The organism is Arachidicoccus terrestris (genome assembly GCF_020042345.1).
Classification (GTDB): domain Bacteria; phylum Bacteroidota; class Bacteroidia; order Chitinophagales; family Chitinophagaceae; genus Arachidicoccus; species Arachidicoccus terrestris.
Genome location: NZ_CP083387.1, coordinates 1,974,770 through 1,988,556, shown reverse-complemented (window position 1 = coordinate 1,988,556; position 13,787 = coordinate 1,974,770). Strand labels below are relative to the sequence as shown.

Genomic DNA, 13,787 nt, shown 5'->3' with positions numbered 1-13,787 from the left:
CGATCAGGGCGATAAATCAGTTGTGATATCCATGGGAAGAAAGAAAAATTTATTAAAAAAATTTCTAAAAGGAACCGTCTCCGATGAAGAAGCCAAGAAAGTAGAAATGTGGCTGGACAGTGCAACACAAGGCAACAACCCATGGGAAAACTTAAGTGAAGATAAGAAAGCTGCTTTTCTAACTGATCTAAAAAGCAGGATTAATACGGCAAAACTACCGGGAAAAAAGAATACAGGACGAAGCACCAGCTGGGTATGGCTAGCCGCTGCATCAGTGATTATTTTGCTGATGATTCCAGTCTATGTTTTATGGATGAAACCTTCTGCTGAAATAAACACTAAGGTGGTTATTGAAAAGGTAGCTGAAACAAATATGGCACAAATAAAACAATTGCAGCTCAGTGATGGCAGCAAAGTTTGGCTCAATGCTAAAAGCCGTCTTCGTTATACCGATAGTTTTGGTAGTCATTCAAGGGATGTGTATTTGGATGGACAGGCATATTTTGAAATTTCAAGGGATACAAAAAGGCCTTTTGTCGTACACACTTCCAGCTGGCAGGTGACCGTCCTGGGAACACATTTTGATGTTTCAGACTATATGGAAGACAATGATGTTACCGTATCCGTTCTTTCAGGTAAAGTGGCGGTTCAATCTACCAGGCAGCAGAAGACGCCAGCAGCTATTCTTCACCCAGGCGAACAGCTGGAGTATGATAAAAGAAGCCATGAACTTAATAGTGAGGTTTTTGCACACGATCAACAGCCTAGCTGGATCAGAAAAGAAGTGGTATTTTATCATACCAAAATGGAAGATATAGCTGGTTATATTAAAAGGAACTACGGATTGGCAGTCAGCTTTGCTAATCCTTCCCTGAGTGAAACGGAGGTCTCGGGTAACTTTGGTAAAATAGAAGATGCGAAAGAATTACTGGAAATATTGTGTCTAACGATAAATGCTGAATATAAAGCGAATGGGAAAAAAATTTTGATCACTGAAATGCATTGATGCCGTGAGCGCCTTTAAAAATGTGCCTATGCTCTGGTGTCTTTGCGGGGCCTAAGGGAATACTTTTAATCCATATTAATATTTACGTTTTTATGAACAAAGGTCTATTTACATGCCTTATGGGGATGCTATTGCTACTCCAGTCGGGAATTGCTGTCCAGAGTTATGGCCAGATTAAGCAAACGGACAAGATTACCGTCCGCCTTGAAAACATACCGTTAGAAGATGCATTCAAGCAGTTGCATCAAAAGACGGGCGTTGATTTCATCTATAGCTCTGTCGGGGATCTAAAGCAACAGGTCAGTGTTTTGGCCAGCAATGCTACTCTAGATGTTGTGCTGGAAAAGCTATTGTCGGGAACCGGATTGACTTACAAGAAGGTGGGCGGCAGAATCATTATTCATCCCGGAGCCAGAAAACAGGTAAATCATGAACAGGAGAAGATCGTTGAACAGGTCACTATTACAGGTACAGTAAAAGACCCGCTGGATAATAATTTACAGGGGGTTTCTGTTCAGATCATCGGATCCAGTGAAGGGACGGTGACCGACTCCCTGGGTCATTATAAGCTTTACGTTAAGCCGACAGACTCACTGCAGTTTTCATTTGTAGGTTATGAAACCATCACCTTACCTGTCAAGAACCGGGTGGATCTGAATGTGACCATGGTAGCTATATCCGGTAGTTTAAATGAAGTGGTGGCAATAGGCTATGGCCGTCAGAAAAAGATCAGTATGGTCGGCGCCCAAAGTACGGTAGATGTAAAACAACTTAAATTACCTACGGCCAATCTGAATACGGCGCTGGCCGGTCGTCTGGCAGGTGTTGTTTCTGTACAGAGAAGCGGAGAGCTGGGATCAAAAGGCGCAGATATCTGGATTCGGGGTATTTCAACATTTTCCAGCAGCCTCAGCGCGCCGTTAGTGTTAGTAGACGGTGTCCCGAGGGACTTCTCAGATATCGACCCCGAAGACATTTCGAGTTTTTCTATTTTAAAAGATGCCGCCGCAACGGCGGTCTATGGCGTCAGAGGCGCTAATGGCGTTATTTTGATCAGCACCAAAACAGGTGCGATTGGTAAGCCGGTTATCAAAGTGAGGTACAATGAAGGGCTTACTCAGTTTACGAAACTGCCTTCCTTCGCCGGTGGCGTGGATTATATGAAAGCGGCTAATGAGGCTTCCGTTACGAGAGGCGGTCAGCAGGTATATAGTCAGGAAGATATTGACAAAACGGCCAGTGGCGAAGATCCGGATCTTTATCCCGATGTGGACTGGTATGATGCTTTGTTCCGTAATATGGGGCATCAGAGAAATGCCAACGCGAATATTAGTGGGGGATCAGAAAATGCAAAATATTACATTGGATTAAGCTATTATAATGAAACCGGTATGTATAAGCAGGACTCACTGCAAAAATATGACTCACAAAATAGCCTTAAACGGTATAATGTTACTTCCAACCTGACGGTGAATGTGACTAAGACGACAGAAGTGAAATTAGGGGTCCGAGGGTATCTGATCAATGTCAATTATCCGGGAACAGGAATGGGTACCATTTTTGGCAACGCTTTTATGAAAACGCCCGTCATCCATCCCATTATGTATTCTGACGGAAAGACACCCGATGTGGCCAGTTCCGGTTTAACCAATCCCTATGCACAGCTTACTCAAACCGGTTATATTAACCAGTGGCGCAGCCAGTTAGCATCCAATCTTCAGGTGACCCAGGATCTTGATATTATAACGAAGGGGCTGAGCATTAACGGCAAGTTTGCTTTCGATACCTATAACTATACCAGCATGCACCGGGAAAAAGTACCGGATACCTATTTGGCAATAGGAAGGGATGAAAATGGCCAATTAATTGAACAGTTAACCAATCCGGGTAAAGGAACTGAGTATTTGAATTATAGCCTGGTTAAAAAAGGTGACAGAACGATCTATAATGAGTTTTCTCTGAACTATCGAAGAAATTTCGGTAAACATGACGTCAGCGGCATGTTACTCTATAATCAAAGTGATAAGCTTAATACCCAGGCGGATGACGTGATTACTTCACTCCCGTTCAGATTCAGGGGCCTTGCCGGAAGAGCTTCTTATGGTTTTGATGACCGTTATTTTGCAGAGTTTGATTTTGGCTATAATGGTTCAGAAAACTTCTCTCCGGAAAATCGTTATGGCTTTTTTCCTTCTATCGGCCTGGGTTGGGTGGTTTCTAAAGAAAAGTTCTTTGAGCCACTCAGAGATGCGATTTCCTTGCTGAAATTCCGATTTTCACATGGCGAGGTAGGCAGCAGTCAGATTGATGTCAACAGCAGTCAGGTTTATGGGAGAAGGTTTGCCTATATTGCTACCGTAGACAATACCAGTGGCTATACGTTTGGGGAGAAAATGGATAACAAGTATGGTGGAAAGGATATCGGTGATTATGCTTCTGATGTTACCTGGGAAGTGGCTAAAAAGACTAACCTTGGGATTGATCTGGATGCCCTGGATGGAAAGATCAGTTTACAGGCAGATATATTTAAGGAGCACAGAACGGGGATCTTCCTCAGAAGAGCATCGTTGCCTTACTATTTAGGCTTGCAGGCCAATCCGTATGGTAATGTCGGGATCATCGACAACCATGGTATAGACGGGACTTTAACATGGAGAGGCAAAATGGGAGATTTCAGTTATGAGTTTATGGGCAATTTCACCTGGTCCAGAAACAAGGTTATTGAAGATGATCTGCCAAATTATAAGTATCCGTGGATGGAACGTAAAGGTAGAAAGGTCAATCAGACTTTCGGTTATGTGGCCTTAGGCCTGTTTGAAAGTGAAGCAGAGATCGAAAACAGCCCTGCCCAAAACGGCGATGTGCGTCCGGGAGATATAAAATTCAAGGATATGAATGGCGACGGAAAGATCGATAGCTACGATATGGTTCCCATTGGCTACGGCTCTATTCCTGAAATGGTGTATGGCCTTGGGTTTTCTTTTAGTTACAAAAATTTTTCCCTGTCCGGCCTTTTCCAGGGCGTAGGCAATGTTGACTTAATGCTCAGCGGGGAAGGATTGCAGCCTTTTCAGCAGGGGTTAAGCCGCGGCAATGTGCTTAGCAATATCAATGACAGATGGAGTGAACAAAACCCTGACCCTCACGCATTTTATCCCAGACTCACCCCCGGTACCATCAATGACAATTATGAAAATAGTACCTGGTGGTTAAAAAATGGGAAGTATTTACGTTTAAAGAGTTTGACGCTCAATTACAATCTTCCCAAAGCTGCTGTGAAGCGAATGGGCCTTAAGAATGCCTATTTCTTTTTGGAAGGGATTAATCTGTTGACTTTTAGCCCCTTTAAGATCTATGATGTTGAATTGGGCAATGGAAGAGGGGATACTTATCCAAATACCAAGACCTATGCAGTTGGTTTTGGATTCAGCTTTTAATTATACATCCTATGACAAAAAATATAAAGATGAAACGATCAATCAAATATACATGGTTAGCAGGGGTGCTCCTACTTCTTACATTGAGTTGTAATAAAGACTTTTTAAATCAGGTACCTGATGATAAACTCACCATTGAGCAGGTATTCCAGAGAAAAGATCTGTCTGAAGAGTACCTGGCTAATATTTATTACTATCTGGCATATACTTATCCTAACAGTACCGGTAACCCCTGGGAAGGGTTGTCGGATGAAACAGATATTACCTACAACAGGGAAACGGCCTACTATGCTTCCTACCAGATGAATCTCGGTAACTGGACGGCAGCTTCGGGATATTATGATACCTGGTCCAATTATTACAAAGGTATCCGGTCTGCCTCTTATTTTATCGAGCATATCGGCGGCAATGCACAGATATTGGCATTAAGCAACGGGCAACAGTTAATTACCCAATATAGTGCAGAGGCCAGGTTCTTAAGAGCTTTCTTTTATGCCCGCCTGATCATGCAGTATGGTCCTGTTGTTATCTTGCCCGAAACTGTAATCCCTCCCGATTTACAATCAGATGATCCCTTGTTGGCCTTGTCCAGAAGCCCGATGGACTCCTGCGTAGACTATGTAGCAAGGCAACTGGATCAGGCAGCCAAAGATTTGCCGGTCAGTTACACTGACCAGTCAAAGCTGGATTATGGGAGAGCAACGGCGGCCGCCTGTAAAGCGATGAAAAGTGCATTATTGCTATATGCCGCGAGCCCTTTATTTAATGGTAATAAGGATTATGCCGGTCTGAAAAATAACGACGGTACCCAGCTTATTGATACGAAGCTGGATAATAATAAATGGAAGAAAGCTGCAGATGCTGCCAAAGAGATTATTGATATGAATCGCTTTGAGCTATACAAAGAAACGGGATCGGGTGGTAAGATCAACCCATATCTGTCTTTGCAAAACATATTCCTGACAACATTTAATAAGGAATGGATATTCAGTTATCAGAATGCCAATGTGATCAATGAACGGGGCCTTACCCCCAGGAAAGCCAGTGGATATGCCAGCATCGGGCCGACCCAGAAGATCGTGGATGAATTCGAAATGAGTAACGGCCAGCGCCCGATTCTCGGATACAAGGCAGATGGCTCGCCGGTTATTAATCCGGCGTCGGGCTATTCAGAAACCGGTTTTTCTGATTTTCAGGCATTTGATGATCCTAAAGCCCGGTCCACCTTTAATATGTGGGTAGGCCGGGAGCCGCGTTTTTACGTAAATATATCTTATGGAGGAAGGCCCTGGATTAATACAACAAGCAGCCTTGGCACTGTTATTTATGAGCCCTGGTGGGATGGAGAATCCGGTGGCAACGGTTCCTGGGACTATTCCAGAACAGGCTATCTGTGGCGTAAGAATGTCAGCCCCAATTCTGACCCGAAAACCGGGAAATACGTAAGCCGCCCGTTGTTAGTGTTCCGTTACGCTGAGATACTGCTGAACTATGTTGAAGCGCTGAATGAATATGACCCCGGTAATCCGGATATTTTAAAATACCTGAATCAGATCAGGGAGCGTGCCGGCGTTCCCCAGTATGGCACCGGCGAAAGTCCTTTACCTGTTCCCGGTAATCAGACAGAAATGCGCAAGGCGATTCATCATGAGAGATGGGTGGAATTATGTTTCGAAAACAGGCGCTATTTTGACACCAGAAGATGGAAGATCGCCGCTCAGACCGACGGAGGAAAGTTTTATTCGATGAATGCTAATGCAAATCCGCCCGCATTCTATAACCGGTTTGTTTTCGAGACCAGGGTCTTTCTGCCCAAGTATTATTTATTCCCCATTCCACAGTCGGTTATGGACCGGGATGAAAATATGGTTCAGAATACCGGCTGGTAATTTATTTAAATCTGTAAATAGTCATGATGAATAAAAGATATTTAGCGTTAATAGGGTGGTTACTGATGTCTGCCCTTTATTTAGGTAGTTGTAAATACGATACGGATATTGCGACACCTGAAGCCTATGAAAGGATATATATGCCTCAGGCAGGCGGTAATCCGGTGACCTATCACTTTATTATGTCTGATACGGCACAGACTTTAATCTATGGAGCAGACTATGGTGGCGTGGATTATCCTGTGGCTGATATCAGTGTGCATTTTAGTGTGGCACCTGCCTTGGTCGATAGTTTTAATGTAAAGAATAACACAGCTTATCAGCTGCTGCCGGCTGAAAGTTATGTAATGGAGGCCACCGATGCGGTCATTGCCAAAGGGAAATTGAGTACAAAACCGCTTGCTTTGAAAGTAAGTACCATTGGAAAGCTGGAGCACGGGGTTCAATATTTGCTGCCTATTGAGGTCAGTACGACAAAAGGTATCAAAAATAGCGAAGGGCTTGGTGTTACTTATTTTCTCGTAGATGCCAAGTATAACATTATTAATGTTGAAATGGAAGGCACCGATAAAAACCCGGTAAGCAAATTGATGAATATGGCGGACACGGCCCAGACGATTTCTTTCACCGCGAAAGCAACTGCAGACGATAGTCTTCCAACAGACATTACTGTCGGTTTTGCCTCCCCTGAAAAGTTGGTAGATAGCTTCAATCTGCGAAACGGGACCGATTATAAAAAAATGCCTGCCGGCAGCTTTGAGCTTGTTCAAACCAGTGGCAAGATCCACTCGCAAACAGGTAGCAGTGACCCTGTCGATATAAAAGTGAAGACTAAAGGCATGTTGACACCTTTCGTAGAGTACCTGCTGCCGGTTCAGATAAAGGAAGCCTCTGCAGCGCTGCCCGCAAGTAGCAAAATCAAAATAAGTGATTCAAAATCCACACTTTATTATTTGATACAGGCGACCAAAAATGGTGTTGAGTTAACGGTGGTTTCTTACGGAAAGGGAAGTGGCTACAATGATATGGAGGCCCTGGCTGCCAGTATAAAGTCTTATCAGCCCGATTTGTTGCTGGTGCGTGAACTGGATGTAAATACGACCAGAAGCGGTCCAAAAGATCAGCCCAAAGAACTGGCTGCGCTGCTTGGAATGCCTTATTATGTTTTTGCCAATGCCTTGGATTATCAGGGGGGACAATATGGCAGCGCGATATTCTCCAGATACCCCATTGATGCCTCGGTGACCAAAACCTTTATGCTTTCCTCTTCAAAATCAGAAAAGGGCCCCCTGGCCATTACCAAGGTGCTGGTTGACGGTAAATACCCCCTGATATTTGCAGGTACACACCTTAATGCCAATGGCACGATCAGAAATGAGATGCAGGTGCCCGAACTGATGGATATCATGAAAGGCTATGATGGCCCGGTTATTCTGGCGGGCGATTTTAATGCAAATCCTTCCAACACCTCAGATAGCTATGGTGTGTTGACCACGGAGTTCACGAGACCTTGTCAGGACTGCCCGCCGAACTTTCCGGCTTCAGATCCTAAGTCTTATTCTGATTATATTTTATATAAATCCGCTAATGATTTCTCAGTATTGGACTATCATGTTGGGCAGACAGCTGTCGGGACCCATTTACCGGTTGTTTTAAAAGTGAAATTCTATGTTGATTAATCCGGAGTTGATGTCTTGTAAGGTTCAGTTGAACCGGTTGGGTAATTGGGCCATTCTCCTGTTGCTGATGGGCCTGTCAGGCTGCGCAAAGAGTTCAGCCCCAAAGGGAGGTAAGACGGTTCCTCCCGATCCTGACCCGCCTGCGACTGAAAAGATCATTCGGGTCATGACCTATAATATTCATAGAGGAAACCCTCCCGGTCAGGCAGAAAATGTGATCGATTTGGAGGCAACAGCCGCGGTCATAAAAAGTCAGAAGCCGGACCTGGTCAGTTTAAATGAAGTGGATGTCCATACCAAAAGATCCGGTGTCAGCCTGGATGAAGCAAAAAAATTGGGAGAATTGACGGGCATGCACGCTTATTTTGCCAAGGCGATGGACTACGATGGCGGACAATATGGAGATGCGGTTTTATCAAAATATCCTATTGAAGAAAGTTTCAGATATAGCCTGCCCTTTAAGGTGGCGGGATCAGAGCCCAGAGATATCGCCATGATTAAAGTGAGAGCCGAAGGAAAGGCGATCTTATTTGCGTCTACACATCTGGACCATCTGGCAACAGAAGAGAACAGAATATTACAGGCAAATACGATTGTGAACGATATTCTGCCTCAGTTAAAGCTACCGTTAATTTTGGGTGGTGATCTGAATGCCACTCCCCAAAGTGAAACGATTCGTATTCTGTCACAAGAGTTTACAGCAGGATGCAATGGTAAGGCCTGCCCGCTCAGTTTTCCCTATGACGGACCGGACAGAACCATAGATTATATCATGATTAGTTCCAGCAGTGATTTTGAGTTTAAAAGCTATAAGGCGGTGGCCGGGGCAACGGCTTCCGATCATTTACCTGTTATGGCAGAGATAAAACTGAAATAGATGTTTCTCTGATTTTAGACAGTGGGCAAAATGCCTTAATACCATTCTATCCCTATCTGCGATAGCGGATAGAGAATAGGTCAACTGGTCCTGAACCAAAAATTTATTGTAATTTCAAGGGAATACAAATTATAAGCATGAAAAAGACAAACCTGTTCCTCCTATTTTTGTTGTGCATTCCATTATTGACGTTCGCTGACGGTATTAAAATTCTACACGGCCCCTATTTGCAGAACCTCAGCAATACGGAAGTAACCATTGTGTGGGAAGTCACCAACGAATCTGTTGGATGGGTGGAGATTGCACCGGATGATGGATCCAACTACTATTCGGTAGAACGTCCCCAGTTTTTTGATGCCATCAACGGGGTAAAAAACGCGTCTAAACTGCATGCAGTAAGGTTGACAAATTTGAAGCCCAACACAGTTTACCGCTACAGGATCTATGCCCAGGAGATCCTGTCTCATGTCGGGACCCGCGTCCATTATGGTGATATTGTAGCAAATAGCGTGCGGGAGTCCTTGTCGTTCAAGACAAACGACCTCACCAAATCAGAAACATCCTTCGTTATCTTAAATGATGTACATGCCCGCAAAAATGTCATCACCCCCTTGCTTAATTATGCAAACTATAAAGACAAAGATATGGTCATTTTCAATGGCGATATGGTGTCCCAGTTTAAGAGCAGCGAACATATTTTCGAAGGGTTTATGGATGAAGCCATTGATCTGTTCGCCAAAACGAAGCCATTATATTATGCCAGGGGTAATCATGAGACGCGTGGAGAATTCGCTACGCACTTTCAGGACTATTTCTGCCCGCGTGTGCCGCATCTGTATTTTACCGTTCAACAGGGACCGGTTTATTTTATCTTTCTTGATACAGGAGAGGACAAACCTGACAGCGATATAGAATATTCAGGTATTACCAGCTATGATCAGTACCGTACCGAGCAGGCTGAATGGCTAAAAGAAGTGGTCGCCACAGATGCTTTTAAAAAAGCAAAATTTAAAGTCGTTATTGCGCATATGCCACCGATCCCCATTAAAAATGTATGGCATGGTCAAAAAGAAGTATTAGATAAGTTTGTGCCCATTCTGAATAAAGCCGACATCGATATCATGCTTTGCGGCCATCTCCACAGGTACCTGTATGAACAACCAGGTACAGCGTTCAATTTCCCTATACTGGTAAATTCTAATAACTCATGTATTGCTGCCCATACCAGCGGTGATCAATTGAATGTGAAGATCTATGGGTTGGACGGCAAGGTTTCCTTTGATAAAGAATATACGGCAAAGTCGGCCCGTTGATGTCAACAGGCTGATAAGTTGGCCGGTTTTATTTTAGCGCTGATGAAATGAGCCAAAATGCCACAATATGCCGGAGGGGTCGTGCAGAAAGCATTCCCTGCCCCAGGTGTTATCTCTGATGGGTGTTAGCCTGGCTCCCTTGAATCCGCCGGGTAAGTCAAGGGCGGCCAGCTCTCGATAGCACTGATCTACATCCTCTACTTCAATAAATAACATTGTGTTATCGATCCAGTCCTTTATATAGTAATCCTGCAAATAGAACTGCACTTTTTGATTTGAACAGAGGTAGAGCTTAGGGGCCACTAATCTTACCTCAAAACCGATGGCTGTATAGAAAGCGGTGGACAGCGTAATGTCTTTTGCACCGATAAAGGGCCTGGTGGATTTGGCGTTGATTTGCATGGTTCAATTTTAATGAGACATAGAAGCGGATCAATTCCCTGCATGTACAAATACAGGTAAATTTAGTAAAATTGCCGCTATTTTGATCGTTTATTACCTTACTTTGTAGTCAGATATTATCTGACAATGTCCCATGCAGCTCCCATACAACGCAAAATCATCCATATCGATATGGACGCCTTTTACGCATCTGTGGAACAGCGCGATTTTCCTGAATTAAGAGGGAAGCCGCTGGTAGTGGGTGGTTCTCCTGAAGGACGTGGCGGCGTGGTCGCTACAGCTTCCTATGAAGCCAGGAAGTTTGGCATTCATTCCGCGATGCCATCCAAAACCGCACAAAGGCTTTGCCCGGAGGTGATCTTTGTCCATCCGCGTTTTGATGTATATAAAGCTGTTTCCAGGTCGTTGCATGAAATCTTTCACCGGTATACTGATATTATTGAACCCTTGTCCCTGGATGAAGCTTATTTAGATGTCACAGAAGACAAGCTGGGTATTGGTTATGCAATGGACATCGCCAGGGAAATTAAAAAAGCGGTACGGGAAGAATTGAACCTGACGGCTTCGGCAGGTGTTTCCATCAGTAAATTTGTAGCCAAGATTGCTTCTGATCTGGATAAGCCCGACGGATTAACTTTTATCGGACCTTCCAGGATAGAAGCTTTTATGGAAGGGCTGGCGGTAGAGAAGTTTCATGGGGTCGGAAAAGTAACAGCTGCCCGGATGAAAGCCATGGGCATATACAAGGGAGCAGATCTTAAAACATATCAGGAGGCCGACCTCGTTCGATTATTTGGTAAAGTCGGCAGGTTCTATTACAATATAGTTCGAGGCATCGACAACCGCCCTGTGACACCGTATCGGGAAACTAAATCGGTCAGCGTGGAGGACACCTATCAGGAGGACCTTACCACCAAGGAAGCCATGCTGGAAGAATTTCTCCTCTTAACAGCTAAGCTGCAGGCGCGTCTGAAAAGAAATGGCCTTAAGGGCAGGACGCTTACCTTAAAGTTTAAATTTCATGATTTTACGATCATTACAAGAAGCAGGTCTGTAGATGGATTCATTGAGGATGAGCCGATGATTCAGATGCTGACCCGGCAGATTTTGGACAAGACAGACCTCACAGAAAAAAAAGTACGTTTATTGGGCATCGGTGTTTCTAATTTTAATATGCCCAATGCTGATGAGGATCGTGAAAATGGGGCCGGCGGCCCCATCCAGTTAAAACTATTTTAGACGATTGCGGGACACTATGTCGTAAAAGGCGTAAAGGCGGCCAGCACTTCTGCCGGTATATCCATCTGTTCATAGGTGTCGGCAGCGACAAATAAAAGTGATTGCGTGCCTTTTCCCAAGAGCCTTTCCTTTTGATCGACAATCCGGTGTTCCAGAGTGGCAAATTTGCGGTTGAAACTCTTAACACGGATCTTTACTTTAATGATATCAAACTCTCTGGCTTCCAGCGCAAATTTGTGTTCAAAAGACCTGGTCAGGATCAGGAAAGCTGTTTTTTTCAGGTCAAAATCAGGCAGGCAGTAATTAAAGAACAACTCTCTGGTCTTGCCTACCCACATGGCATACATGCCAAAATAAACATTCCCTACAGAGTTCGTATCCCCGTATGTGGCTCTAAAGGCATGTACATACCATTTATCCTGCACGTACTCACTGGCGATATTATCGGTGCCGGGTTCTCCGGTACCGGCCTCTGATATTTTTGCAGGCGCAGTATCAAAGACCTTGTCAGCCGGGAGATCGGTATTATTTGTGACTGTTGGCGCTATATCTGACTGTTTCCTGGTCGCCAGCCACCCACCGATCAACACGGGTATAAGGGTGCCGGTAATCAGTAATGCCGGCTCCATATGGATATACCCCAAACCTGCCAGGACCAGTGAGAGGCAACTAATGGCGAAAATTTTTGTTTTCGGTAATCTCGTGTCGGGTGATGGGTTATTCAAAGACCGGATGATAAGTATCATGGCGTAGGTGACAAAATATGTCGCATACAACACCATAAAATACTCCAGTTCAAGATTCGCTTCAATGGCGACGAGGGCGGTGACGCCACAAGCCACAAATAAAGGAATAGGAGAGGTTAGCAGGTTCTTGGGCAATATAGAGTAGAGCATATTTTTGCCCTCCTTTACATGGTGGTGTAAATGCCATTTAACGGCTATATAACCACTATCCAGCGTCGTAATGATACAAATGACCAGAAATCCAAAGTATGCAAGGGGTAACCAGTCTGCGGCATGCGCGCCGTTCCCCGTAAAGAACCGGGTGATCATATCCTGTGCATAAAAGATGCCATCAATTCCTTTTCTTGCATAAACGGCTGCTCCCTGTTCCATGACCCACAACGTGAGGTTCCCGTGGAACAGCAGGATCGCAAAGAACAGTAAGGAGCCTACCAGATAGGCACCGGTAATAGAGGTCTTTTCTTTCTGCATTTCAATGGCCCGCTGCCATTGCTGCAGATCCAGCCAGGGGCCTGTGAAAAAGCCCACACAGACTGGAATTAGATAGCCCCAGAAATTAAGCTCATTTCCGGGTATTGAACCTGTTATCGGAATCGAGGTAACCGTGTCTTTCTGGAGCCAGATGTAAATACTTAATATCACCAGCACGAGGTAGAAAAATGCATGGCTGTATTTTATTTTGGAAATACCGAACTGTTCGCCTAATAAAAAGGCAATAGCCAACAATGCGATAACCACCAGTATTAATAATAATGCCGGGTTGGCCAGATCTAACGGCTGAAACAGGTACCGGGTCAGCGCAAATATGGTCAGTGATAATGCGATAAACTGATAGAAGAGAAAAACAGTGGAAAATTTGGAAGACCATTTCTGGAATACCGATTCCAGGGACTGGCCAGGTTTTGCCTTTCTGGATATTGCGGCTGTACCGGCACCAAACAGGAATAAACCAATGGCATTGGGAATGGCAAAGGAAAGGAGTCCTTTTAAGCCAAACTGAAAGGTAAATTGCACCGCGAAAAAGAGCCCAAGTCCCCAGGTCCAGGATAATGCTACAGAGGTTCCCCAAAAAAGGGATTTAGAAGCAGATGATTTCATAGTGATGTAGGACAGTCAAAGCCCTTATAGATAATAATTTTAATGGATAATATGGATGACCTGAACGGAAAGGTGATTGTTTTTCATTTAAATCAGTGGGC

General features: G+C 44.4%; 9 protein-coding genes. 7 read left to right on the top strand and 2 right to left on the bottom strand.

All coding sequences use genetic code 11. The features are described 5' to 3' along the window. Positions 1–31: 31 nt before the first annotated feature. The 6 genes from K9M52_RS07985 to K9M52_RS07960 all read left to right on the top strand — a co-directional run bounded on the left by K9M52_RS07985 (position 32) and on the right by K9M52_RS07960 (position 10,201). Complete coding sequence (locus K9M52_RS07985) at positions 32–1,006, top strand: FecR family protein (protein ID WP_224071533.1); 975 nt, start codon at positions 32–34, stop codon at positions 1,004–1,006. Positions 1,007–1,098: 92 nt separating this feature from the next. Beyond that, positions 1,099–4,443: a SusC/RagA family TonB-linked outer membrane protein gene (locus K9M52_RS07980; RefSeq protein WP_224071532.1), complete on the top strand. Its 3,345-nt coding sequence runs from the start codon at positions 1,099–1,101 to the stop codon at positions 4,441–4,443. A gap of 29 nt (positions 4,444–4,472) precedes the next feature. Beyond that, positions 4,473–6,332 (top strand): RagB/SusD family nutrient uptake outer membrane protein, encoded by a 1,860-nt coding sequence (locus K9M52_RS07975; RefSeq protein WP_224071531.1) that lies wholly within the window; start codon positions 4,473–4,475, stop codon positions 6,330–6,332. Positions 6,333–6,355: 23 nt separating this feature from the next. After that, positions 6,356–8,011 (top strand): BT_3987 domain-containing protein, encoded by a 1,656-nt coding sequence (locus K9M52_RS07970; RefSeq protein WP_224071530.1) that lies wholly within the window; start codon positions 6,356–6,358, stop codon positions 8,009–8,011. A 10-nt stretch (positions 8,012–8,021) separates the two neighbouring features. Continuing rightward, positions 8,022–8,888: an endonuclease/exonuclease/phosphatase family protein gene (locus K9M52_RS07965; protein ID WP_224071529.1), complete on the top strand. Its 867-nt coding sequence runs from the start codon at positions 8,022–8,024 to the stop codon at positions 8,886–8,888. Between the two features lie 137 nt (positions 8,889–9,025). After that, positions 9,026–10,201, top strand: a complete 1,176-nt coding sequence (locus tag K9M52_RS07960; protein WP_224071528.1) for a metallophosphoesterase — start codon at positions 9,026–9,028, stop codon at positions 10,199–10,201. Positions 10,202–10,234: 33 nt separating this feature from the next. Here K9M52_RS07960 and K9M52_RS07955 read toward each other — a convergent pair whose 3' ends face one another. Next, complete coding sequence (locus tag K9M52_RS07955; RefSeq protein WP_224071527.1) at positions 10,235–10,603, bottom strand: VOC family protein; 369 nt, start codon at positions 10,601–10,603, stop codon at positions 10,235–10,237. A gap of 126 nt (positions 10,604–10,729) precedes the next feature. Between K9M52_RS07955 and dinB the strand changes: the two genes are divergently transcribed. Continuing rightward, positions 10,730–11,842: a DNA polymerase IV gene (gene dinB, locus K9M52_RS07950; protein WP_224071526.1), complete on the top strand. Its 1,113-nt coding sequence runs from the start codon at positions 10,730–10,732 to the stop codon at positions 11,840–11,842. Between the two features lie 14 nt (positions 11,843–11,856). Here dinB and K9M52_RS07945 read toward each other — a convergent pair whose 3' ends face one another. Continuing rightward, complete coding sequence (locus K9M52_RS07945; RefSeq protein ID WP_224071525.1) at positions 11,857–13,686, bottom strand: acyl-CoA thioesterase; 1,830 nt, start codon at positions 13,684–13,686, stop codon at positions 11,857–11,859. Positions 13,687–13,787 lie beyond the last annotated feature (101 nt).